The organism is Leucobacter aridicollis (assembly GCF_013409595.1).
GTDB classification, from domain to species: Bacteria; Actinomycetota; Actinomycetes; order Actinomycetales; family Microbacteriaceae; genus Leucobacter; species Leucobacter aridicollis.
In genome coordinates this window covers 437,093-459,073 of record NZ_JACCBD010000001.1, presented here as the reverse complement: position 1 = coordinate 459,073, position 21,981 = coordinate 437,093, and the positions used below count along the sequence as shown (strand labels likewise).

Genomic DNA, 21,981 nt, shown 5'->3' with positions numbered 1-21,981 from the left:
GAGCCCCGTCGCCCACCAGGGCCGGCGGGGCTCTTCTGTGTCTGTTGCCGCTGCTCCCGTTCGCCTGATCCCCGCTCGTCACGACCTGCGCGACCAGGCGTAGCTGCGCGTCACATTCGGCGACCCGTCAAGGCCGCGCGGCTACACTTGCGGCATGAGTGACGTAGAGCTTGCCGCAGTCGAGAGTTTCGCCCTAGACCACACGAAGGTGCTCGCGCCGTACGTCAGACTCATCGGCGTCGAGCACGGCCCGAAGGGCGACGCAATCTCGAACTTCGACATCCGTCTGGTGCAGCCGAACGCGGGCGAGATCCCGACGGCTGGGCTCCACACGATCGAGCACACCATCGCGGCGCTACTGCGCACGCGGTTTGATGGCCTCATCGACATCTCGCCCTTCGGGTGCCGCACGGGCTTCCACATGATTGTCTGGGGCGAACCGAGCTCCGCGGAGGTCGCGGCGGCGATCAAGACCTCGCTCACCGACCTCGTGGAGCGAGTCGAATGGGACGATGTCCCCGGCACTACCGCCGAGAGCTGCGGCAACTACCGCGACCACAGCCTGCACTCCGCAAAGGAGTGGTCGAAGCAGGTCCTCGCTCAGGGCATCAGCGTCGACGCGTTCGACCGCAGCGTCATCGCCTAGCCGCCGGGCAGCCGGCCCTCAGGCGACCAGTCGGGCCCGCGCCTCCCGGGCCCGCTCACGCACGGCGTCAGCGTCGAGCGTGAGGTGCTCACCGTCCGCATACACGTGCCTGCCGCCGATGAAGACGTGCCGCACGTCGCGCCCGGTCGCACCGTAGACGAGGTGCGCGACAAGGGATTCGGAGGGCAGGGGCGCGGCCGCGGTGCCGCGCAGGTCGACCGCGACGATGTCTGCGAACCGGCCAACGTCGAGCGCTCCGGACTCCGGGAACCCGATCGCCGCCGCACCGCCCCGGGTCGCGATGTCGAGCACCTGCGGCCCGAGCACGGCGGCCGCATCCTGGCGGGCTCCGCGGTGCAGGATCGTGGCGTGCTTGAGCTCCTCAAACAGGTCGAGCGAGTTGTTGCTCGCGACCGAGTCGGTGCCGATCGCAAGCTCGAGGCCCGCGCCGATCATCTCGGGGAACGGCGCGATGCCGTTGCCGAGCTTGAGGTTTGAGACCGGGTTGTGGCTGATTGACGTGCCGGTCTCGGCGAACGTCGAGATCTCGCTCGCGGTGAGGTGCACGCAGTGGGCCGCGTGCACGTCGGCGTCGAAGAAGTCGAGCGACGCGAGGTGCTCACCCGGCGTCTTGCCATACTGTTCGCGGATCTGCGCGACCTCGGCCGCCGATTCGGAGACGTGGGTGTGGATCGGGATGCCACCGGCGAGCGCACGCTCCCGCACCTCGCGCAGGAACTCGGGCGTGCATGTGTACGGCGCGTGCGGCCCGAAGCCGACCCGGACGAGCGGGTCGTCGCGGTAGTGTTCCGCGAGTCGCTCGACCTCGTCGAGGACCTCCCCGCCGGTCATCGGCGAGACCGTCGGGTAGGCGACGTGGTCGGTCGCGCTGCACGCGAGCGCCGCGAACACGCGCATCCCCGCGGAGCGCACCCGCTCGATGAGCGCCTCGTCCCAGTAATACATGTCGGCAAACGCGACAGTGCCGGTCTCGATCATCTCGAGCAGTGCGAGCTCGAGCCCGGCCACGAGGTCGTCGTGGGTGAGGCGTTGCTCGATGCCCTGCACCGTCGCGAGCCACTGCATGAAGCTCTCGTCGTCGGAGACCCCGCGTTGGAGGGTCATCGCCGAGTGGGTGTGGCCGTTCGTGAGCCCCGGCATGAGCGCGTGCCCGGCAAGATCGTGGGTCACGACGCTCCCGTCGCGGGGCGGCCCGGCGTAGCTGATGCGCCCGGTCTCGTCGAACGCGAGCTCGGCGGGGGCAACCGGCCCAGCTGGCGTGAGCATGGAGTCGGCGCGGAGCACTGTCTCAGTCGTCATGCGCCAAGGCTACCGGGAGCCGCGCACTCGCGGCAGTCGGCTAGCCGCCGAGCCGGCGCTGCCGCGCGGAATAGTCGCGCAGCGCGCGGAGAAAGTCGACCTCGCGCAGGTCGGGGTAGAGCGCCTCAACAAAGTAGAACTCCGAGTGCGCGGACTGCCAGATCATGAAATCCGAGATGCGCTGCTCGCCGGACGTGCGAATAACGAGATCAGGATCGGCCTGCCCGCGCGTCCACAGATGCTCGCCGATCTTGTCGGGGGTGAGCGTCTCGGCGAGGTTCTCGAGCGTGCCGCCCGCTTCCTGGTGGGCCTCGATCACGCTGCGCACCGCGGCCGCGATCTCGCTGCGGCCGCCGTAGCCGACCGCGAGGTTCACGTGCAGGCCGGTGTTGCCCCTGGTGCGTTCCTCGGCTGCGGCGAGCGCCGTCGCGAGTTCCGGGGCGAGGCCCTCGCACGACCCGACGTGCTGCACCCGCCAGGCGGGGTTGCGCGCGAGCTCGGTGGCGAGTTCGGCAATGATCCCGAACAGGTCCTCGAGCTCGTCGCTGCCCCGCGCATTCAGATTGTCGGCCGAGAGCAGGTAGAGCGTGACCACCTTGACCCCGGCATTCTCACACCAGCCAAGAAACTCTGGAACCTTCCGCGCGCCGGCGCGGTGTCCGAACGCCGCTCGCTCCTGAAGGCGCTGCTTCGCCCAGCGCCGGTTGCCGTCGACGATGACGGCAACGTGGTGCGGCACGCGCGCGTCGACGATCTCACGCCGCAGGCGCTGCTGGTACAGGCGGTACAGCAGGCCGGTGCGCGGCGGTTTGGGCGGGGAAGTCACCTGGGTAGTCTAGCGATGCACCGTCTCCCCCGGCCGGGTGTTTCATCAGTCTCGCCGCCCCGAGGGTGGCGATGGGCTACACATATACCCTGCTGGATCTGTCGGGAACATACACTCGAAGGATGACCGTATCCAATGCCGAGGACGCGGCGGACGCGCCGCGGGATCCCCGAGACGCTGCCCAGCCCGCTCACGAGGTCGACGGCGACCAGGGGGCAGAACGGTTCGCGCTCCCCCTCCTTGACGACGCCCTCGACCACGAGGCGGAGCACGGCGGCGACGGGGGAGACCCGAACGCCGCAGAGGTGAAGCCGAGATGGCGCGGCTGGATCCACGCGGGCACGTTCCCGATCGCGGTTGCGGGCGGTATCGTGCTGATCTCGCTCGCGCACGGCGCGCTCGCCAAGTGGGCATCCGCAGTCTTCATGCTCACGAGCATGCTGCTCTTCGGCGTCTCCGCGCTCTACCATCGCATTGACTGGAAGCCCGAGACGAAGCAGCTGTTCCGCCGGCTCGACCACGCGAACATCTTTCTGCTGATCGCCGGCACGTACACACCGATCGCGTTGCTCGCACTCCCGCCGTCGAAGGGCGTCCTACTGCTCGTGCTCGTGTGGGCGGGCGCGCTCCTCGGGATCGGCTTCAGGGTGTTCTGGATCGGCGCCCCGCGGTGGCTCTACGTCCCCCTCTACGTGCTGCTCGGCTGGGCAGCGATGATGTACATCGTCGACATCGCCCACGCGAACCTCGCCGCGATGGTGCTCGTCATCGTCGGCGGCCTGCTCTACACGGCGGGATCCGTCGTCTACGGGTTCAAGAAGCCAAACCCGGTGCCGGGCGTGTTCGGCTTCCACGAGATCTTCCACTCGCTCACCGTGATCGCGTTTCTCTGCCACTGGGCCGCGGCGCTGCTCCTCGCGCTCGACCCCATCTCTCTGAGGTAGCCCCGGGCCGCCGCGGACGCCCGCACCGACTACTGGGCTGCGAGGACCCTGAGCACAGCCTCACCGTAGCGCTCGAGCTTGACTTGCCCGATCCCCGAGATCGCAAGCAGGGCCTCGTCGCTGGTGGGCTGGTGAGCCGCCAGCGCCGCGAGCGTCGCATCCCCGAACACGACGTAGCCTGGCACGCCCTGCTCCTTGGCCTCGGCCGCGCGCCACGCCCGCAGCCTGTCGAACACCTCGGCCTGCTCAGCCGTGAGATCCGCGGCGGCGGCCGAACGCTTCGCCCCGCCGCCAGAGGAGCGAGACGATGTCGCGCGCGAGATGACTTCCTCGCGCATGAGTACCTGCTCTTCTCCGCGCAGCACCGGCTTCGCGGCCTCGCTCGGCCAGAGCACGCCCCACTCGCCTCGCGCCTCGAGCAGCCCGACAGCGACGAGGTGGCGCACGACGCCGCGCCACTGCGCAACCGTCCAGTCGGTGCCGATGCCCCAGGTGGAGAGCTCGTCGAGTCGCATCTGAGTGACGCGTTCCGACCCGACGCCGCGCAGGACGTCAATGTGCTGCCCCGCGGCGTACGTGCGGCCGCGCTCGTTCTGCGTTCGGATGATCGTCGACAGCAGCATCTGCGACGGAACCGTCGCGTCCCACAGCTTCGGCGGGTCGAGGCACACGTCGCAGTTGCCGCAGTTCTCGGGGGCGTCGAACTCCCCGAAGTAGCCCAGCAGATACTTGCGCCTGCAGGTGACGCTCTCGCACAGCGCGAGCATGTGGTCGAGATGACGTGTCTGGTTGGCGCGGGTCGCTTGGTCGCCGTCGCCGGAATCGATGAACTGGCGTTGCTGCACGACGTCGGCGAGGCCGTACGCGAGCCAGGCCTCCGACGGCGCGCCGTCGCGCCCGGCCCGGCCGGTCTCCTGGTAGTAGCCCTCGACGGACTTCGGCAGGTCGATGTGGGCAACGAACCGCACGTCGGGCTTGTCGATCCCCATGCCGAACGCGATGGTCGCGACGACCACGACGCCGTCCTCGCGGAGGAAGCGGGTCTGGGCGTCCAGCCGCACGTCGGCAGGCAGGCCCGCGTGGTAGGCGACGGCGTCGATCCCGGCATCGCGCAGTGCCGCGGCCGTCTGCTCGACGCGCTTGCGACTCAGCGCGTACACGATCCCGGCCTCGCCCTGGTGCTCGTTCCGAATGAACGCGAGCAGCTGGGCGCGCACGTTCTGCTTGGGCACGATCTGGTAGCGAATGTTCGCGCGGTCAAAGCTCGACACGAAGTGGCGGGCGTTGCCGAGGAACAGCCGCTCGGTGATCTCCTGATGCGTCTCCGGCGTCGCCGTCGCCGTGAGCGCGATTCGTGGCACGTCGGGCCACTCGGTCGCGAGGCCCCCGAGCCTGAGGTAGTCGGGGCGGAAGTCGTGGCCCCACTGCGACACGCAGTGTGCCTCGTCGATGGCGAAGAGCGCCACCCGGCCACGCTTCAGGAACTCGACGGTGCCGGGCACCGCGAGCTGCTCGGGCGCAAGGTAGAGCACATCGAGCTCACCGTCCAGATAGGCGGCCTCAACGGCCCGGCGCTCCTCCGGGGCAAGCGACGAATTCAGCGCCGCTGCGCGTACACCCGCGAGGCGCAGCGCCATCACCTGGTCGTGCATGAGGGCGACGAGCGGCGAGAGCACGATGCCGGTGCCCTCGCGCGCGATCGCGGGGATCTGGTAACAGAGCGACTTGCCGCCGCCCGTTGGCATGAGCACGACAGCGTCCCCGCCGGCGACGACGTGGCGAATGATCGCCTCCTGCTCGCCACGGAACTCGCTGTACCCGAAGATCCCCGAGAGGATCTCGTGCGGGTCGCGCACCACGCCCGTCATCCGGTCAGGCTCCGGTGCCGCGGGATCCGCTGTCGTCGCTGTCCTCGCCACGCTGCGTCTCCTCCGGCGCCGCACCCTTGGCGCCCGCGTCCCCGGCGGTCCCCGCGTCGGCGAGCTCCGCGGCGATGTCCTCGCGGATCTCGTGGCGGTAGCTGTTTCGGCGCAGGCGCTTCACCAGCAGGAAGCCGAGCAGGATCACGGCGGCGGCGAATACCGCGGTCGCGATGAAGCCCTCAGGGCCCGGGGTGACCTTATCGGGGTCAAACGTCTCGCCGTCCTTCGCGGCGAGCGCGATCACGGCATCGGCAACAAACGACTGCGCGGCAAGTGCCACGCTCGAAACAACACTCATCGTGCGTTCTCCTCAATTCCTTCAAACAGATCTGCTTCAAACTCGCTGGTCTCGACTCGGGAGCCCGCCAGTCGGTAGTCCTCGAACGGCCACGCCTGCAGCTGCACCTCATTCGGCCAGAAGAAGAACGAGCTGTCGGGCGACACCTGGCTCGCGTGGGCGCGAAGCGCGTCGTCGCGCTTGTCGAGGAACGGGCCGACGTTGACGCGGGCCGTTCCGGTGTAGCCACGCCGGAGCAGCCACTCGCTCATCTCGTCGATGCGCGCGAGCACCGGGGAATCCGGATCGTTTTCGACAAGCCAGGCACGGATCGCTTTCACGCGCTCGGAGTTGAAGATGTCCTCGTAGTACATCTTCCCGATCTCCCACGGCTCGCCCGCCTCGGGATAGGCGCTCGCGTCTCCCGAGCGCTCCCAAGCGATCATGCTGATCTCGTGGGTGCGGATGTGGTCGGGGTGCGGGTAGCCGCCCTGCTCGTTGTAGGTGATCATGACGTGCGGCTTGAACTCGCGGATCACGCGCACGAGCGCCTCGGCCGACACGTCCTTCGGCACGTCAGCGAAGGATCCGGCGGGGATCTCCTCACCCTCGCCAGGGAGCCCAGAATCCTCGTAGCCGAGCCAGGTGTGGTCGAAGCCGATGATCTCCTGCGCCCGCGCCATCTCGCTTCGGCGCAGACCGGCGAGGTCGCGGCGGCTGCGCGGGTCGCGCGCGGCGAGCTCGTTCAGCACGTCGCCGCGCTCTCCGCCGGTGCAGCTCACGATGAGCACCTCGACACCGCGGTCAAGGTAGTGGGCGTAGGTGCCGCCCCCCTTGCTCGATTCGTCGTCGGGATGCGCGTGTACGGCGATCAATCTGAGCGTCATGGGCGTCCTTTCACATGCAGCGATCATGCGATCCCGATACGCTGGCACGGGACTAGTCTAGCCAGCACACACCGGAGGTTCCCCGTGACCGAAACCGCCAGCGCCACCGTAGCCGACCGCTACGGCGCGAGCCGCTCCAAGCGGTGGGATCGGCGTATCGGCTGGTCGCTCGCCTCGGTCGCAATTCTGGTCGGCCTGCTGGTGATCGTGTTCGGAAACTGGCGGCAGAGCACGACCGAGTTCAAGAACATCGGCTTCACGTTGCACAACGAGGTCGCCGCCGGAGAGACTTACAGCGCGAACACTCGCTTCGAGGTCACAGCGGAGCCCGGCGTGCAGGTGAGCTGCGCCGTCGAGGCGCTGAACACGTCAAAGGCCACCGTCGGATGGAAGATCGTCGACCTGCCGGTCATCGACGGCCGCTCGCAGACCGCGAGCGTCGACATCGTCACGCTCGGGCCGGCGACGGCGGCGCACGCGAAGGCGTGCTGGCCTGTCGAACCCTAGCCTCCACAAGCTGCACTGATACCCTAGATCGGTACGCCCTGCTCGACGGGGCGTTCGTCATAGATCAGCGGGTTCGCTCTCCCTCGGTGGGCGAACCTTCCCCCAAGAAACGAGGACACCATGGCCGAGACCACGCAGACCTGGCTGACGCAGGAGGCATACGACCGCCTGCAGGCTGAGCTCGACGCACTCTCTGGCGCGGGCCGAAAGGACATCGCGGCTCGCATCGAGGCGGCCCGCGAGGAGGGGGACCTCAAGGAGAACGGCGGCTACCACGCCGCTAAGGACGAGCAGGGCAAGATGGAGGCCCGCATCCGCGACCTCACCGAGCTGCTCAAGCACTCGACAGTTGGCGAGGCCCCCGAGGCAAACGGCGTCGTCGTTGTCGGCACCGTCGTAACCGCAGAGGTCTTCGGCGACGAAGAGCGCTTCCTGCTCGGCAACCGCAACCTCGCCGACGGCTCGGACCTCGACGTCTACAGCGCGGAGAGCCCGCTCGGTGCGGCAATTCTCGGCCTGAAGGTCGGCGAGGAGGCGAGCTACACCGCGCCCAACGGCAAGGAGATCCCGGTGAAGGTGCTCGCGGTCGACACGTACGCCTAGCCCGCGCTCGGAACGCACAGGGCCCAGGAGCTGCGCAGCTCCTGGGCCCTGTGCGTTCCGTACGCGCTAGTAGCGCTCGCCGACGCGCACCTGATACCCCTGGTCGCGCAGCGCCTGGGCGACGGCCTCGCCGTGCTCCGCCCCGCGGGTCTCAATGTGCAGCTCGAGCTCGACCTCGCTGACGGGGAGCTCGGTCGCGTGCCGCGTGTGAATCACCTCGACCACGTTCGCGTCCTGCTCGGCGACGATCGAGGCGGTCCGCACGAGCTGGCCGGGGACGTCGGGCAGCAGGATGCGGAGCTTCGTGTAGCGCGCCGATGCGGCGAGTCCGTGCCCGATGACGCGCTGCAGCAGCAGCGGGTCGATGTTCCCGCCGGACAGGATCACCGACGTCGGCCCGGTGAGTTCGACCTTGCCTGCGATGATCGCCGCGACGCCCGACGCACCGGCCGGCTCAACGACAAGCTTCGCACGCTCGAGCAGCAGCACGATCGCGCGTGCGATGTCGTCATCGCTGACGGTGACGATCTCGTCGACGTACTCGCGCACCGCCTCGAAGTTTCGCGATCCTGGTCTGGCGACCGCGATGCCGTCCGCGATCGTAGGCGAGGTCTTCACGGTGACCGGTTCGCCAGCCTCGAGCGAGACCGGGAACGGAGCCGCGTTCTCGGCCTGCACGCCGATGATCCGCATCGGCGTGCCGCGCTTGGCCGCCCACTGCTTCGCCGCGGCGGCGACACCGGAGATGAGGCCACCGCCGCCGATTGGCACGATGATGGTCTCGACATCGGGAGCGGCCTCGAGGATCTCGAGCGCGACAGTGCCCTGGCCCTCGATCACGGCGTGATCGTCGAACGGCGCAATGAAGACCGCGCCGGTCTCGCGGACGAACTCCTGCGCGGCGACCGCGGTCTCGTCGAAGATATCGCCAGCCAGCTGCACCTCGGCGCCGTAGTTGCGGGTCGCCTGCAGCTTCGGCAGGGCGACACCCTTCGGCATGAAAATGGTGGCCTTGATCCCGAGCTCGCGCGCGGCAAACGCCACGCCTTGCGCGTGGTTGCCCGCGGAGGCAGCGACGACGCCGCGCGCCCGCTCCTCGTCGGTGAGCTGCAGCAGGCGATTGTAGGCGCCACGGAGCTTGTACGCGCCCGTGCGCTGCAGGTTCTCGCACTTCAGGTAGACCTGCGGCGCACCACTAATCCCGGCAAGGAATCGCGACGTCTCAAGCGGCGTACGCTGCGTAATTCGATGCACCCGCTCAAGGGCTCGCTCAAAGTCGTCAAGCGTTGGGGCCGTGTAGGCGTCGCTCATGCGATGTTTCCTTTCCGCGCGTGTTTCGCTGCTTCTTTCGCGCGCGCTCTCGCGACGCGATGGACTTGGTCTCTTCGATGGAACTCTGCCGCCGGGTCGGTCCCCGATTCCCACTGCCGTTTGACGAGCACGCTCACAATCGTGTTCGCCGCCGCCGCGATCGGCACCGCAAAGAGCGCCCCGGGGATCCCGGCGAGCAGGGTACCCGTCGTCACCGCGAGCACGACGCCGAGCGGATGCACGCGCACTGCGTTGCCCATCACGAGCGGCTGCAGGACGTGGCCCTCGATCTGGTTCACCAGCACGACAACGCCAAGCATGATGAGCGCGGTCACGGGGCCGTTGTAGACGAGCGCGATGAACGCGGCGAGCGCGCCCGTCACGATCGCGCCAAGGAACGGAATGAACGAACCGAGGAAGACGAGGATCGCGACGGGGATCGCAAACGGCACCCCCAGGATCGTCGCGCCGAGGCCGATACCGACGGCGTCGACGAAGGCCACGAAGATCTGCACGCGAACGTACTGCCCCACCGACACCCAGCCGGCGCGGCCAGCGGCGTCGAACGCGGCGTGGGCGCGGGCGGGGGCGAACCCAACCACCCAGTACCAGATGCGTTTGCCATCGATGAGCAGGAAGATCAGCGAGAAGATCGTGAGCAGCAGGCCCGTCGCGACCTGGGTGGCGGTCGTCGCGACGCCAAGCGCGCCCGTCCACAGCGTGCCCTGATTGTTCTCGAGCAGCTGCATCGCCTGGTTCATGAGGTCGTCGAGCTGATCGACGGGGATCCCGAGGGTGTTGTGCTGCACCCAGTCGAGGATCTCGTTCCAGACCTCAACCGACCGCTTCGAGAAGTCGCCGAAGCCGTCACGCAACTGCGTGACGATCAGCCAGATCAGCACCCACAGCGCTGCGATGAAGACGCCCAGCGCACCGACCACGCCCGACCAGCGGGGCAGCCCGCGCCTGATGAACCAGTCGACGACCGGATTCAGGAGCGCGGTGAGCAGGATCGCGATGAGCAGCGGAATCACGATGATCCGCACCTGCACGATGCCCCAGATCAGGGCGCCGACGGCGATCGCGATGATGATGAGCCGCCAGGACCACGCGGCGGCGACGCGGATGCCGAGCGGCAGCTCCTGTTCGGCGCGCTCGGTCGGCGACACCGTCTCCGGGGTCTTGTTTGACTCTTCCACGTGCACAGTCTACTGAGCGCTATATACGCCTACGTGGTAGCGCGACCAGGAATGCCGCGCTGCGACTAGAGCAGCTTGCGCAGCCACTTCCGCGCGACGCCGTCCTTCGCGGCCGTGTACGGAGGCATGACGGTCGCCGCGAGCGTGTCGGGGCGGAGCGGCTTGGCGAGCACCGCCTTCTCATGGCTGAACACCCGGAACGAGAGCTCGCCGTGGTAGGCGCCCATGCCGCTCTCCCCCACCCCGCCGAACGGCAGTTCGGGGGCGGTGAGGTGCATCACGGGCACCCCGAACGCGAGGGCGCCGGAGCTCGTCTCGCGCTCCCAGCGCGCGCGGACGGCCGAATCGTCGCTGAACACGTAGGCGGCGAGCGGCTTGTCCCTGCCGGTGACAAAGCGCAGCGCGTCGTCGAGATCCGAGACCTCAACGAGCGGCAAGATCGGTCCGAAGATCTCCTCCTGCATCACCCGCGCTTCACGTGAAACACCGGTGAGCACCGTCGGAGCGATGTGGAGCTCGGCTGCGTCGTAGTCGCCGCCGACCACCGCCTCGCCGTCGCCGAGGTACCCGACGAGTCTGTCGAACTGCGCGCGATTCACGACGCGCCCGTAGTCGGGGTTCTGCTGGGTCGCCGAACCGTACAGCTCGTGGATTGCGTCAGCGAGCAACGGCGCGAGGCGAGTGAGCACCGCGCGCGTTCCGAGCACGTAGTCGGGCGCGACGCAGGTCTGGCCGACGTTCATGAACTTGCCCCAGACGAGTCGCTTCGCTGCCTCGTCGAGCGGCACCGAGTCGTCGACGTACGCCGGAGACTTCCCACCGAGCTCGAGCGTCACGGGGGTGAGGTTGTCGGCGGCCGCATGCGCGACGATCCTGCCAACCTTGCCGTTACCGGTGTAGAAGATGTGATCGAATCGCTCAGCGAGCAGCGCGGTCGTCTCGGGCACCGCCCCCTCGACGACGGCGACGGCGCGCTTGTCGAGCGTGTCGGGGAGCAGCCGCGAGATCAGCGCGGCTGTCGCAGGCGCGAGCTCGCTCGGCTTGATGACGACCGAGTTGCCTGCGGCGATGGCGCCGATCACCGGCGACAGCGCGAGCATGAGCGGATAGTTCCACGGCGCGATCACCAAGACGACGCCGAGCGGCTCCGGCACGACCTTACCGAGCGCGGGTTGCAGTGCCAACGGCAGCCCGACCCGCCGCGTCCGCAGCCACCGCCCGAGGTGCGCGAGCGCGTGATCGATCTCTGCGACAAGGAAGCCGATCTCGGTGAGCTGCGCCTCCGTGCCGGCCTTGCCCAGGTCGTCGAACAGTGCCCGCTCGAAGTCTGCGCCGCGCTCAAGCAGGAGGTCGCGCAGCCGGGTCAGCTGTTCGCGCCGCCACGATTCCGGGCGGGTGACACCCTGGTCGAACGTGTAGCGGAGCCCGGCGACGATCCCGGGGATGCGATCAATTGCGGTAAAGCTCATGCGCCCAGAATAGTCTGCGCCCCTGGGCCTTCAACAGGTCCAGGGGCGCAGCTCGCTGTGCTCGGGCTAGCCGTGCAGCGCGGGCACGATCAGGTAGATGCCGACGAGTACAGCCACGACCGAGAGGCCGAAGCAGGTGTTGGCGGCGATGGTCGCCCAGAGCGGACGTCCGGCCTCCTCGTCAATGTCGTCGTCCTCGTCGTCGCGGTCCGGGCCGACGGGCTCGATCGTGCCGTCCGGCCGACGTGCGGGCCTGGGCGGGGTCGCGAGGAAGCGAATGCCGAGCGAGTACAGCGCGACGACGAACACCGCAGCGAACAGCGCAGCGCCGAAGACAGTGAGGAACGCCATCCAGTTGATATCGCTCATGCGTTGTCTCCCTCGCGCTGCTTCTTCGCCGCAGCCTTCTTCGCGGCCTTGCGTGCGGCCTTCTCGGCCTCCCGCCTCGCCTTCTCAGCGGCCCGCTTCGCCTTGTCCGAACGCACGGCGGACTGGGCGACGGGTGTGAGCGGCGGAACGGTTCCGGTCTTCGTCGAAACCTTCTTGACGCGCCCCTTGCCCATGCGAACGGCGTAGCCGGACTCGGCAACATCGGGCACCGCAATCGCGTTACCCGCGTCCACCTTGTTGCGACGCGAGCGCCAGAAGATGAAGAGGATGAAGAAGAGCCCGAGCACGGCGTCGAGGATGATGCCCCAGGTCCCGAGGTGCGCGATGAGCGCAGCGACGGCGCCGACGATGGCCGCGGCGGGAAGCGTAAACAGCCAGCCCGACGCGATGCGGCCGACAGTCCGCCAACGAACCGTCGAGCCCTTGCGGCCGAGGCCCGAGCCGATGACCGAGCCCGAGGCGACCTGGGTCGTCGAGAGCGCGAAGCCGAGGTGGCTCGACGCGAGGATCGTTGCGGCCGTCGAGGTCTCAGCGGCAAAGCCCTGTGCGGGCTTCACATCGGTGAGGCCTGCGCCGAGGGTGCGGATGATGCGCCAGCCGCCGGAGTACGTGCCCAGCGCGATCGCGATCGCACAGGTCGCGATGACCCAGAAGTGCGGGCCGGTGCCGGGATCCTGCAGCCCTGCCGCGACGAGCGTGAGGGTGATGACGCCCATCGTCTTCTGCGCGTCGTTCGTGCCGTGCGCGAGGGCGATCAGCGACGACGAGGCGATCTGGGCGTACCGGAACCGGCCACGGCCGTCCTTGCGCCCGTCGTGCCTGCGCGTGATCGCGTACGCCACGCGGGTCGCGGCGAACGCGACGAGGCCCGCGGTGAGGGGCGCCGCCAGGGCGGGCAGCAGGATCTTCGACATGAAGACGCCGCCGTCAATCGCCGAGAACCCGGCGCCGACAACCGCGGCGCCAATCAGCCCGCCAAACAGCGCGTGCGACGAGCTCGAGGGCAGGCCGTAAAGCCAGGTCACGAGGTTCCAGACGATCGCGCCAATCAGGCCCGCGAAGACCATCTCGGGGCTGATCAGCACCCCGCCGTCGGCCCCCTCGCGGATCAGACCGCCCGAGATCGTCTTGGCGACCTCGGTAGACAGGAATGCCCCGATGAGGTTGAGGATGGCTGCGAGCAGCACAGCGGTCTTCGGCTTGAGCGCGCCAGTCGCGATGGGAGTTGCCATCGCGTTGGCCGTGTCATGAAAGCCGTTCGTGAAGTCAAAGAAGAGTGCCAGCGCAATAACTAGCAGCACGATGAGGGTGAATTCCACCGGCGCCTTCCGTTCGGCGTTATATGTTGATGAGTTTCCTCGCGTGCTCGCTCACAACGGTTTACGTGCCGTTCACGCGCGCGCTAACTAAATGTTGGCACCTCGTCATGGTTCGGTCAAGCTAGGCCCTACTCGTTCACCTCCCGTTCACCTTTCCACTCCCCCGCCGGAATATCGCCCGGACGGCGTATGTTGGAGTGGGTAGGCGAAGCCGCTCGCGACCAGATTGAGGAGGGTGCAATGAGCACCGCACAGATTTCAGATTTCACCCCCGAGGCGGGGTCCATCACGATGTTCTCGACCGAGTGGTGTGGGTACTGCAAGCGTCTCAAGACGATGCTCTCCGCGACCGGCATCGGGTTCACCGAGGTCGACATCGAGAACACCCCGGGAACGCCAGAGCTCGTCGAGCACGTCAACGGCGGCAACCAGACCGTTCCGACGGTCGTTTACCCGGATGGCACCACCGCGACAAACCCGTCGCTCAACGACGTGAAGGCCAAGCTCGGGCTGTAACCAGACCGACGATCGCACAGCCCCGGCGCCTTCCCTGGCGTCGGGGCTTCGTCAACACCGCCCCCGCTCCGCGGATGTGGTGCACCGTCTGTGGATATCCGGCTGACACGAGGGTGCATCGCGCAAGCTACCCTCGTGCCATCTTCACGCCAGCTCGACGCCGTTGCCGCTGAGCTGCTCCGCGCCACAGATCTGCGGCGCGCGGGTACGAGCGAACACGCTATCGCCGCGGCTGTTCGGTCGTCGTCACTCGTTCGGCTGCGGCAAGGCTGGTACGTCCGCGGCGGTTTCTGGGAGACGGCGACGGTTGAGACTCAACACGTGGCCGCTTTGCTCGCCGCGCATGGCAGCGCTGTGCGTCCTCCGGTGTTCTCGCATGGCAGCGCAGCGGTGCTGCACGGATTCCCGGCGCTGTCTCGGTGGCTGCGTGACGCGGGTCGCCGGCAGACGCCTGCGGGTCCAGACGCGAGCTCACGGGTCGTCGCAGTCACGGTCCCGCGGACACGTCCCGCGTCTCCGAGCGCCACAATCGTCCGGCATCGCGCCGACCTCGCCGCGAACGACGTCGAGACCTTCGAGGGGTTCCGGCGAACGACGGCCGAGCGGACCCTCGCGGACCTCGCACGCGCCTGGCCGTTCACCGTCGCGCTCGCAAGCGCAGACGCCCACCTCCGGGAGATCGCACGGGTGGGGCGGCTCATTGACGACGCCACGGTGCGAGACTGGCGAGACGGGATGCTTCGACGGGCAGCGTCCCTACGCGGCAGACCAGGCAGTCACGCTGTCGAAGCCGTCGCGGTACTGGCTGATCCGCGAGCCGACTCGCCGCTGGAGAGCCTCTCCCGGCTGCGATTCGCGGAGCTCGGCGTCGACGTTGACCTGCAGGTCGCGGTGCGCAGTGCGGGCAGAGCCCCGGCCTATCTCGATTTCCAGCTGACGGGCAGTCAGTTCTGGGGAGAAGCAGACGGCAAGCAGAAGTATTCGGATGCCGCACTGCGCCACGACAAGACCCCGGCAGAGGTCGTGCTCGCCGAGAAGCGCCGCGCCGACTGGATCTCGGGGACCACCGGCTTGCGCCCCATCCGGTGGGGCTCCGCCGAGGCGTTCTCACGGGAGCGCTTCGGCGCGCACCTGGCGGCGCACGGGGTGCAGGTGCCCGGAAGACCGAGCAAGCGCTGGGGCCCGCGCGTCGCCGAGTTCTTGCGTGGCCTGCCCTAACCGGCGACCCGGCTGCAAGCCCGGCCCGACAGCCAGCCCAGCTCGACTCCGCCCCGCCCATCCCCACGGCAAGCCCCGCCCCGCCCGATGTACACGGCTCCTGCCGAAGTACACGAAATCTATGGGTAGAAACCGTGTGCAGTCGCAGGAACCGTGTACATCGGGCCGCGATTTAGGGTGGTGGCCGGGTGTGGCAGAGCGCGGGGCCGCGAGCGTGCAGGGCCCGGGGCCCACGAGTGCGCGAGGCGCCAAGGCCAGCCGCGGGGCACCGGGGTGGTGGCCTGGCTGCCCCGCAGCGCGTTGGGGCCCGGGGCCTGCAGGGCGGCCGCGTCAGCCGAAGTTGAGGCGGACCTCGGCGTAGCGGGCGTCCGGCACGGTCTTGAGCTTGCCGACAGCCTCCGAGAACGGCACGAGCTCGATGCGGTCGCCGCGAAGCCCCGCCATCTTGCCCCAGTCCCCCGCGAGCACCGCGTCGGCTGCGGCGATGCCCGAGCGGGTCGCCAGCACGCGGTCGAACGCCGTGGGCGAGCCGCCGCGCTGCACGTGGCCGAGCACGGTGGAGCGGGTCTCAATACCGGTGCGCTCCTCGATCAGCGGTGCAAGCATGTCTGCCACCCCGCCGAGGCGCGGCCGGCCGAAGCCGTCGAGCCCCTCGCGGGTGACGGCGTCCTCAGATCCCTCAAGCTTGAAGCCCTCAGCGACGACGATGAGCGCGGAACGCCCGCGGTCGCGCACGTTTGCGACCCAGGCGCACACTTGGTCGAGGCTCTCGGGAAACTCGGGGAGCAGCATCGCCTGGGCGCCGCCGGCCATGCCAGCGTGCAGCGCGATCCAGCCGGCGTCGCGGCCCATCACCTCGAGCACCATGCAGCGGCGGTGGGAGTCGCCGGTCGTGCGCAGCCTGTCAATCGCCTCCGACGCGATCGACACTGCGGTGTCGAACCCGAACGTGTAGTCAGTGCCTGCAAGATCGTTGTCGATCGTTTTCGGGAGCCCGACGACGTTCACGCCAGCGTCCCAGAGGATCGACGAGACCGTCTGGGTCCCGTTGCCGCCGATGAGCATGAGACCGTCGAGGCCGTAGTCGGCCATCTTTGCCCGCAGCGCGTCGAGCGCTTCGGGCGTGACGGGCGCCTGCCACGGTGGAACGCGGCTCGTGCCGATGAAGACGCCGCCGAGCGGCGAGAGGCCACGCACCGTCGGACGGTCGAGCTCGATGAACTCGCCGTCGTGGAACCCACGCCAACCGTCGATGAATCCAATCATCTCGAAGCCGTGAACGTCGACGCCGCGAAGCACCGCGCCACGGATCGCAGCATTCATGCCCGGGCTATCGCCGCCCGAGCAGAGCACACCAATACGCATGCTCATCATCGTAGCGGTGGCACGAATGCTACAGACACATACATTCGCGCCATTTTGGCGCGCGGAACAGCCAGGCCCCGCGCGCCGTGAGCCCTAGTCGGTCTCCGCCGCTGCGACGGCGCGCGACAACACGCTCATGAGCGCCAGCAACTGCACGGGATCGGCGTTCTCCTCGGCGGCGGGCGCGCCGTCCAGCGCGCGTGCGGCGAGACCGGCCTTGCCGTCGATGAGCTCGGCGATCCGAGCATCGATCGTCTGCGCGGCGATGATGCGCCACGCGGTCACGGGCTCCTCCTGGCCGATGCGGTGGACGCGGTCAATCGCCTGCGTCTGCTCCGCGTCGGTCCAGCTCAGCTCCGCGAGCACGACGTTCGACGATGCCTGCAGGTTCACGCCAACGCCGGCCGCCGTCAGCGAGCACACCGCGACCGAGACCTCGGGGTCGTTGTTGAACGCGTCGATCTGCTCCTGCCGGAACGTCGCGCTCTGCTCGCCGCGAATCGAGACCGTCTTCAGCCCCGCCTCGGCGAGCTGCGCCTCGGCACGGTCCATGACGTCGATGTGCTTCGCGAAGAACACGACCTTGCCGACCGAACGCGCGAGCTGCGCGGTGTAGTCGACGGCGAGGCCCGCCTTCGCAACGCCGATCTCGCGCACCATCGTGAAGACGTTCAGGCCGTCTGCAGAGGCGTTCGACTCCTCGAGCTCCTGGGCAGCAACCATGCGAATGATCGCCTCGTCCGAGAGCTTCTGCCCGAGCTTGCCGGCCTTGACCGCCGCGAAGCGGTCGTAGAGCTTCTGCGCGAGCTTCGCCTCGGCTGCGCGGATACCGCGTCCCGCCTCGTCGTCGAGCTCCACCGGAAGATCAACGACCCGCTTGGCGGGCAGATCCTTCGCGACGTCGATCTTGCGGCGACGGACGATCCCCATCTCAATGACGCTCTGCCGCGCCTCGGGGTAGAACGGCGGGTCGGCCGGCGTCCACCCGTTGTTCTCGAGCTTTGCCATGAGCTCAGGCCCGGGCTTCTCAGCGTCGGTCCAGCCGAGGAAGCGCCAGATCGCACGGAAGTCGTCGACCTCATTGATGAGCGGCGTACCCGTCAGCGCGACGAGCAGTGGCTGCGACCCGCGGGTGCGCTCGCGGATGCTCTCGGCGATCGTGAGCACGTTACGCGAGCGCTGCGACTGCGTGTTCTTGATCATGTGCGCCTCGTCGACGACCATGCTCTTGAACCCGAAACGCGAGATCCAGCTGAGGTGCCTGTCGAGGATGTCGTAGTTGACCACGAAGACGTCGGCGAAGGCATCCATCTTCTCGCCGTCGCCGTGGATCACGGTGACGCGCCGCTGCGGAGTCCACCGCTCAACCTCGCGCGCCCAGTTCATCTTCACGACGTTGGGCACGACGACGAGCATCGGGTAGGCGTCGGCAACCGACGCGGCGAGCACCGACTGGGCGGTCTTGCCGAGGCCGGGCTCGTCGGCGAGCAGAAAGCTGCGGTGACCCTCACGAACGCTCGCGAGGAATCGTGCCTGGTGGGGCATGAGCTCACGACCGGGAGGCGCGAGGCGGTCGGGCACGGGTGCCTCCGGCAGCTCCATGCAGGCGGCACCGCCGCCGCCCTGCTCGAACGCCTTCAGCAGGGGGTTCAGGAGTTCCCAGTTCGCGAGACGCACGACCGGGGTCGGCTGCTTGGGGGCGTCGAGTGACGGCGCGAGGAAGGGGTTGGCGAGCATGCGTGAGTGGATCCGCGCGGGCTCGACCTGGCGCTCGGCGAGCTCCGGCGGCACGAGGGTCTTCGCGGGCTCCGCCTCGGCTGGCGACTCCTCGGGGACCTCGATGCCCGCCTGCACGAGCATCTTTCGCTTGAGCTGCCTGGTCGCGTCGGTGATCGTCGCGCCCGGCTCGAGCAGAGTGATCAGGCTCGTGTCGCGGGCCGCGGTCTTCGCGAGGATCGCGGCAACGCCGTCGAGTCGTTTCAGCGTCTCTGCGCGCTCGGTGTCGCTGACGCCTTCCTCGGTCTTCACCCTGGCGCGCTCCTCGCGCATCAGCAGGGCGATGACCTGGAACTTGGTCCGATTCTGCGGGCTCGCCTTGCCGCGCTGCGCGGACGCTTCGACCTCGCGTACCGCGCGCGCGAGCAGCGGAATGATGCCCTCGTTGTGCGCGTGTTTCCGCGCGCCGCCGGAACGCTGACGCTTTGCTGGCTGGCGGGTGGCAGTGCTGCTTGCCAATTGCTCTCCTGGAGGATCTGGGCGTGACACACCGAACTGGGGCGACACGTAGCATGCGCGCCCCTACACAAGTTCGGGGCGAAGCCGGTCGAGCGTGAAGAATCTGAGCCGTGCGTTGCACGGGATTCGAGTGACACGTCTCTCGACTATGCGTCGATCTTACCACTCGATACTTGGGGCGCGCCCGGGAAGCGCGAACTTCCCTCGGAAGTCAGCCCTCTCTGACGGCGGCGAGGATCGCGCGGGTCTCGGCGACGTCCTCGTGCATCCGTTCGATGAGCGCCTCGACCGAGCTGAACGGCAGCATCTCGCGGATACGCTTCGCAAACCGCACCTCCATCTGCTTGCCGTAGAGGTCGCCTGCAAAATCCAGCACGTACGCCTCGACCCGAGGCTCACCCTCGGGCTCGAAGGTCAGGTTCACGCCGACCGAGATCGCCGCGTCGTGCTCGACCCCGTCGATGACGACCGACCCGGCGTACACCCCGTGCGCCGGCACGAGCCCTTCGACGTCTCCGCCGAGGTTCGCCGTCGGGAATCCGAGCTCGCGGCCACGGGCGTCGCCGTGCACGACCTCGCCGCGCACTGCGTGGCACCGGCCGAGCATCGCGCGGGCCGTCACGAGGTCTCCAGACAGTACTGCGTCGCGGATCATCGTTGACGACACCGCCTCGTCTTCGTCGTCCCCAACGCTTGCGACGACTTCGACGGTGAAGCCGAGCTTCGGCCCGAGCTCACGCAGCAGCGCTGCGTCGCCAAGCCCACGGTGGCCGAAATGGAAGTCTTCACCGAGCAGCACGTGTCGCACGTTTAGCTGGCCGACGAGCACCCGCTCAACGAACTCCGTCGCGGGGATCGACGCGAATGCCTCGTCGAACTGCACCATGACGCAGGTGTCGACGCCGGCGTGCTCGACGAGTTCGAGCCGCTGCGACCGGCTCGCGAGCGGCTGCGGGCAGATCTCGGGCCGCAGCAGGCTGAGGGGGTTGTTCGCGAACGTGAACACGACCGAGTGGAGCCCCTCCGCGCGCGCCTTGCGCAGGAGCGAGGAAATGATGGCCTGGTGCCCGCGGTGCACGCCGTCGAACTTGCCGACGGCGACGACGGATCCCGTCGCAAATCCTGCGGGATCGAGCTCGTCGATGGAGGTAAATAGCTGCATCAGAGGGTCTGCTTCTCTTTGGAAAGCCAGATGAGGCCGAGGACGGGGAGCACGAGCGGGATGAAGCCGTAGCCCTGCCCGTAGAAGGACCAGACTGACGGGTGCCCGAACAGCTGCGGCATCGTGATGCTCAACGTGCCGACGACGAGCACGCCCACGAGCTCAAACAGCAGCGCCGCCCAGGCGATCGGACGCCAGATGCCGCGGCCGCGGCGAATCAGCGCGATCGTCGCGACGATGTACACGACACCGGACACGGCGGACAGGATGTAGGCAAGCGGCGCCTCATCGAACTTCGTCATGATCTGGTAGACCGAACGGAACGTCGCCGCCATCGCGAGGATGATGTAGACGGTGATGAGCACCCGCCCGAGCCCGCTCATCTTCTCGCTGCGCTGCTCTGTCTCTGCACTAGTTCGCACGTTACTCACCCTTTGAGTGTACTCGCCCGCTATCCCCAGATCACGAGCATGCGGTACGTCATGACCGCAACGGAGAGCCCGACGACCGCGAGCACGAGGTTCGCGAACCGCGTGCGGTCGATGAGCGCCCAGAAGCCCGCGCCGATGGGCAGGGCGAGCGCGACGATGAGGTACATCCAGAACTCGAGCGCGTCGCCGACGGGGGTGTTGCCCGTCAGTGGAGCCACGATCGAGATCACGACCTGCACCACCAGCAGCACCGCGACGAGTGCCGTCGCGCCCATCGTGTAGTCGTTCGGGGCGTGCTTGCGCAGCCCCTGCACCGCACACATCACTGCCGCGATGAGTGACACGGCGATCGTGAGGTAACTGAACCAGGCAATCATGCTGCCCCTCCGGGTTGCTGTGACGGGAAGTTCGTGAGGATGTGGGTGCGGCCGCCCTTGATGACAACGAGCCCGACGAGCCTGTCGCTGCCGGAGCCGCCATCGCCGCCCGGCAGGATCGCAGCGACGAGCGGGGCTGGAGCATGCCGATCAGGATCGATGTTCAGCCGCTTCCCGTCCGCGAGATCCTTCGCCTCGTCGGCGCCGAGCTCGAGGACCGGGAACAGCGTGCGCGCGATGTCCGCTGGCGAGTACAGCCTGCCCGGATCGCCAGCCTCCGTGCCATCGCCAACGAGCCTGGCGTGTGGCGTCGCCGCGTCGACCGAGAACGGCCCCACGGCGGTGCGCCTGAGCGCGGTGAGGTGGCCGCCGACGCCCAGCGCCTCACCGAGATCGCGCGCGAGCGCGCGAATGTAGGTGCCGGTGGTGCAGCGCACGACGGCGTCGATGTCGATGACCTCGACGGGCTCGCCGTCGGGTCCTGGCACGCTCAGGATCCGCGGCTCACCAATATCGAAGCCGTGGATCGTGACCGGGCGCTTCTTCAGCACGACCTCCTCGCCGGCGCGCACACGGTCATAGGCGCGCTTGCCGTCGACGCGGATGGCGCTGACCGAGCTCGGCGCCTGCTCAATCGGGCCGGTGAGGTTCGCGACGCCGGCGGTGATGCGATCCTGATCCGCGAACACCTCGGCGACGAGCCCCGCCGGGGCGGTAGCCGTGATGTCGCCCTCGCGGTCGTCGGTCACGGTCGAGAGCCCGAGCCGGATCGTTGTCGTGTATGTCTTGTCGAGGCCGACGAGATACGTCAGCAGCCTGGTCGCGGGGCCCGCCCCGAGCACGAGCAGCCCCGTCGCCATCGGATCGAGCGTGCCGGCGTGTCCGACCTTCTTGGTGCCGAGTGCGCGGCGGCTCTTAGCGACGACGTCGTGGCTCGTCCAGCCTTCGACCTTATCGACGAGCAGGATCGCACCCTGCGGCATATCTGCAAACTTCACCCCCCAAGCCTAACGCTGGCGCACAGCCCAGGATCGCCGCGCCTCGTAGACTCGTGGGG

The 21,981-nt window shown here is 68.3% G+C and carries 22 protein-coding genes; 6 read left to right on the top strand and 16 right to left on the bottom strand.

Features of this window, described 5'->3' with window-relative positions:
- The first annotated feature begins 154 nt into the window (after positions 1 to 154).
- The gene (locus tag BJ960_RS02025) at positions 155 to 646 is read left to right on the top strand and encodes an S-ribosylhomocysteine lyase (protein WP_185986045.1); all 492 of its coding nucleotides are present in this window, start codon (positions 155 to 157) and stop codon (positions 644 to 646) included.
- Positions 647 to 664: 18 nt separating this feature from the next.
- Here the strand turns inward: BJ960_RS02025 and BJ960_RS02020 are convergent, their stop codons facing one another.
- The gene (locus tag BJ960_RS02020) at positions 665 to 1,966 is read right to left on the bottom strand and encodes an amidohydrolase family protein (protein WP_185986044.1); all 1,302 of its coding nucleotides are present in this window, start codon (positions 1,964 to 1,966) and stop codon (positions 665 to 667) included.
- A gap of 40 nt (positions 1,967 to 2,006) precedes the next feature.
- Complete coding sequence (locus BJ960_RS02015) at positions 2,007 to 2,792, bottom strand: isoprenyl transferase (protein ID WP_185986043.1); 786 nt, start codon at positions 2,790 to 2,792, stop codon at positions 2,007 to 2,009.
- 122 nt (positions 2,793 to 2,914) lie between these two features.
- Between BJ960_RS02015 and trhA the strand changes: the two genes are divergently transcribed.
- Positions 2,915 to 3,736, top strand: coding sequence for a PAQR family membrane homeostasis protein TrhA (gene trhA, locus BJ960_RS02010; protein WP_185986042.1), 822 nt, complete (start codon positions 2,915 to 2,917; stop codon positions 3,734 to 3,736).
- Between the two features lie 29 nt (positions 3,737 to 3,765).
- On the opposite strand, the gene recQ is transcribed toward trhA, so the two are convergent.
- From recQ to mca, 3 genes are read right to left on the bottom strand one after another with little or no spacing between them, the layout of a single operon-like run.
- Entirely contained in the window at positions 3,766 to 5,604 is a 1,839-nt protein-coding gene (gene recQ, locus BJ960_RS02005; RefSeq protein WP_185988102.1) for a DNA helicase RecQ, read from the bottom strand.
- A 4-nt stretch (positions 5,605 to 5,608) separates the two neighbouring features.
- The gene (locus BJ960_RS02000; RefSeq protein ID WP_185986041.1) at positions 5,609 to 5,956 is read right to left on the bottom strand and encodes a hypothetical protein; all 348 of its coding nucleotides are present in this window, start codon (positions 5,954 to 5,956) and stop codon (positions 5,609 to 5,611) included.
- Complete coding sequence (gene mca / locus BJ960_RS01995; RefSeq protein WP_185986040.1) at positions 5,953 to 6,822, bottom strand: mycothiol conjugate amidase Mca; 870 nt, start codon at positions 6,820 to 6,822, stop codon at positions 5,953 to 5,955. Before mca ends, BJ960_RS02000 begins: the two co-directional genes overlap by 4 nt.
- Positions 6,823 to 6,906: 84 nt before the next feature.
- Here mca and BJ960_RS01990 point away from each other — a divergent pair, with 84 nt between their 5' ends.
- Both BJ960_RS01990 and greA read left to right on the top strand, forming a co-directional pair.
- Positions 6,907 to 7,329 (top strand): DUF4307 domain-containing protein, encoded by a 423-nt coding sequence (locus BJ960_RS01990; protein ID WP_183075268.1) that lies wholly within the window; start codon positions 6,907 to 6,909, stop codon positions 7,327 to 7,329.
- Positions 7,330 to 7,449: 120 nt separating this feature from the next.
- Positions 7,450 to 7,932, top strand: a complete 483-nt coding sequence (gene greA, locus BJ960_RS01985; RefSeq protein ID WP_121073730.1) for a transcription elongation factor GreA — start codon at positions 7,450 to 7,452, stop codon at positions 7,930 to 7,932.
- A 66-nt stretch (positions 7,933 to 7,998) separates the two neighbouring features.
- Here greA and ilvA read toward each other — a convergent pair whose 3' ends face one another.
- The 5 genes from ilvA to BJ960_RS01960 all read right to left on the bottom strand — a co-directional run bounded on the left by ilvA (position 7,999) and on the right by BJ960_RS01960 (position 13,620).
- Positions 7,999 to 9,243: a threonine ammonia-lyase gene (ilvA, locus tag BJ960_RS01980; protein WP_185986039.1), complete on the bottom strand. Its 1,245-nt coding sequence runs from the start codon at positions 9,241 to 9,243 to the stop codon at positions 7,999 to 8,001.
- Positions 9,240 to 10,442 (bottom strand): AI-2E family transporter, encoded by a 1,203-nt coding sequence (locus BJ960_RS01975; protein WP_185986038.1) that lies wholly within the window; start codon positions 10,440 to 10,442, stop codon positions 9,240 to 9,242. The genes ilvA and BJ960_RS01975 overlap by 4 nt, the downstream gene beginning before the upstream one ends.
- A gap of 65 nt (positions 10,443 to 10,507) precedes the next feature.
- Positions 10,508 to 11,911 (bottom strand): aldehyde dehydrogenase family protein, encoded by a 1,404-nt coding sequence (locus tag BJ960_RS01970; RefSeq protein ID WP_185986037.1) that lies wholly within the window; start codon positions 11,909 to 11,911, stop codon positions 10,508 to 10,510.
- 66 nt (positions 11,912 to 11,977) lie between these two features.
- Positions 11,978 to 12,280 carry a hypothetical protein gene (locus BJ960_RS01965; protein ID WP_121073742.1) on the bottom strand — a complete coding sequence of 101 codons (303 nt, stop codon included), beginning with the start codon at positions 12,278 to 12,280 and terminating at the stop codon, positions 11,978 to 11,980.
- Positions 12,277 to 13,620, bottom strand: a complete 1,344-nt coding sequence (locus BJ960_RS01960) for an inorganic phosphate transporter (RefSeq protein ID WP_121073745.1) — start codon at positions 13,618 to 13,620, stop codon at positions 12,277 to 12,279. Before BJ960_RS01960 ends, BJ960_RS01965 begins: the two co-directional genes overlap by 4 nt.
- A gap of 240 nt (positions 13,621 to 13,860) precedes the next feature.
- Between BJ960_RS01960 and BJ960_RS01955 the strand changes: the two genes are divergently transcribed.
- Both BJ960_RS01955 and BJ960_RS01950 read left to right on the top strand, forming a co-directional pair.
- Positions 13,861 to 14,136, top strand: coding sequence for a mycoredoxin (locus BJ960_RS01955; protein ID WP_185986036.1), 276 nt, complete (start codon positions 13,861 to 13,863; stop codon positions 14,134 to 14,136).
- A gap of 135 nt (positions 14,137 to 14,271) precedes the next feature.
- The gene (locus tag BJ960_RS01950) at positions 14,272 to 15,354 is read left to right on the top strand and encodes a hypothetical protein (protein ID WP_185986035.1); all 1,083 of its coding nucleotides are present in this window, start codon (positions 14,272 to 14,274) and stop codon (positions 15,352 to 15,354) included.
- Positions 15,355 to 15,684: 330 nt separating this feature from the next.
- On the opposite strand, the gene BJ960_RS01945 is transcribed toward BJ960_RS01950, so the two are convergent.
- The 6 genes from BJ960_RS01945 to truB form a co-directional block, all read right to left on the bottom strand.
- Positions 15,685 to 16,719: a 6-phosphofructokinase gene (locus BJ960_RS01945; RefSeq protein ID WP_202229210.1), complete on the bottom strand. Its 1,035-nt coding sequence runs from the start codon at positions 16,717 to 16,719 to the stop codon at positions 15,685 to 15,687.
- A gap of 93 nt (positions 16,720 to 16,812) precedes the next feature.
- Positions 16,813 to 18,954 carry a DEAD/DEAH box helicase gene (locus BJ960_RS01940; RefSeq protein WP_121073757.1) on the bottom strand — a complete coding sequence of 714 codons (2,142 nt, stop codon included), beginning with the start codon at positions 18,952 to 18,954 and terminating at the stop codon, positions 16,813 to 16,815.
- Between the two features lie 211 nt (positions 18,955 to 19,165).
- Entirely contained in the window at positions 19,166 to 20,116 is a 951-nt protein-coding gene (locus BJ960_RS01935; RefSeq protein ID WP_121073760.1) for a bifunctional riboflavin kinase/FAD synthetase, read from the bottom strand.
- A complete protein-coding gene (locus BJ960_RS01930; RefSeq protein WP_185988101.1) occupies positions 20,116 to 20,499 on the bottom strand; it encodes a hypothetical protein in 384 nt (127 codons plus the stop codon). Before BJ960_RS01930 ends, BJ960_RS01935 begins: the two co-directional genes overlap by 1 nt.
- A gap of 68 nt (positions 20,500 to 20,567) precedes the next feature.
- The gene (locus BJ960_RS01925; protein ID WP_185986033.1) at positions 20,568 to 20,924 is read right to left on the bottom strand and encodes a hypothetical protein; all 357 of its coding nucleotides are present in this window, start codon (positions 20,922 to 20,924) and stop codon (positions 20,568 to 20,570) included.
- Positions 20,921 to 21,907, bottom strand: a complete 987-nt coding sequence (gene truB, locus BJ960_RS01920) for a tRNA pseudouridine(55) synthase TruB (protein ID WP_185988100.1) — start codon at positions 21,905 to 21,907, stop codon at positions 20,921 to 20,923. Before truB ends, BJ960_RS01925 begins: the two co-directional genes overlap by 4 nt.
- Positions 21,908 to 21,981 lie beyond the last annotated feature (74 nt).

Excerpts from the sequence above, each read along its gene's own strand:
- BJ960_RS01925 (WP_185986033.1), bottom strand. The coding sequence starts at position 20,924 with ATGATTGCCTGGTTCAGTTACCTCACGATCGCCGTGTCACTCATCGCG.
- BJ960_RS01970 (WP_185986037.1), bottom strand. The coding sequence starts at position 11,911 with ATGAGCTTTACCGCAATTGATCGCATCCCCGGGATCGTCGCCGGGCTC.
- trhA (WP_185986042.1), top strand. The coding sequence starts at position 2,915 with ATGACCGTATCCAATGCCGAGGACGCGGCGGACGCGCCGCGGGATCCC.
- BJ960_RS01945 (WP_202229210.1), bottom strand. The coding sequence starts at position 16,719 with ATGCGTATTGGTGTGCTCTGCTCGGGCGGCGATAGCCCGGGCATGAAT.
- mca (WP_185986040.1), bottom strand. The coding sequence starts at position 6,822 with ATGACGCTCAGATTGATCGCCGTACACGCGCATCCCGACGACGAATCG.
- BJ960_RS01955 (WP_185986036.1), top strand. The coding sequence starts at position 13,861 with ATGAGCACCGCACAGATTTCAGATTTCACCCCCGAGGCGGGGTCCATC.
- BJ960_RS02020 (WP_185986044.1), bottom strand. The coding sequence starts at position 1,966 with ATGACGACTGAGACAGTGCTCCGCGCCGACTCCATGCTCACGCCAGCT.
- truB (WP_185988100.1), bottom strand. The coding sequence starts at position 21,907 with ATGCCGCAGGGTGCGATCCTGCTCGTCGATAAGGTCGAAGGCTGGACG.
- recQ (WP_185988102.1), bottom strand. The coding sequence starts at position 5,604 with ATGACGGGCGTGGTGCGCGACCCGCACGAGATCCTCTCGGGGATCTTC.
- BJ960_RS02025 (WP_185986045.1), top strand. The coding sequence starts at position 155 with ATGAGTGACGTAGAGCTTGCCGCAGTCGAGAGTTTCGCCCTAGACCAC.
- BJ960_RS01930 (WP_185988101.1), bottom strand. The coding sequence starts at position 20,499 with ATGAGCGGGCTCGGGCGGGTGCTCATCACCGTCTACATCATCCTCGCG.
- BJ960_RS02000 (WP_185986041.1), bottom strand. The coding sequence starts at position 5,956 with ATGAGTGTTGTTTCGAGCGTGGCACTTGCCGCGCAGTCGTTTGTTGCC.
- BJ960_RS01935 (WP_121073760.1), bottom strand. The coding sequence starts at position 20,116 with ATGCAGCTATTTACCTCCATCGACGAGCTCGATCCCGCAGGATTTGCG.
- BJ960_RS01965 (WP_121073742.1), bottom strand. The coding sequence starts at position 12,280 with ATGAGCGATATCAACTGGATGGCGTTCCTCACTGTCTTCGGCGCTGCG.
- ilvA (WP_185986039.1), bottom strand. The coding sequence starts at position 9,243 with ATGAGCGACGCCTACACGGCCCCAACGCTTGACGACTTTGAGCGAGCC.
- greA (WP_121073730.1), top strand. The coding sequence starts at position 7,450 with ATGGCCGAGACCACGCAGACCTGGCTGACGCAGGAGGCATACGACCGC.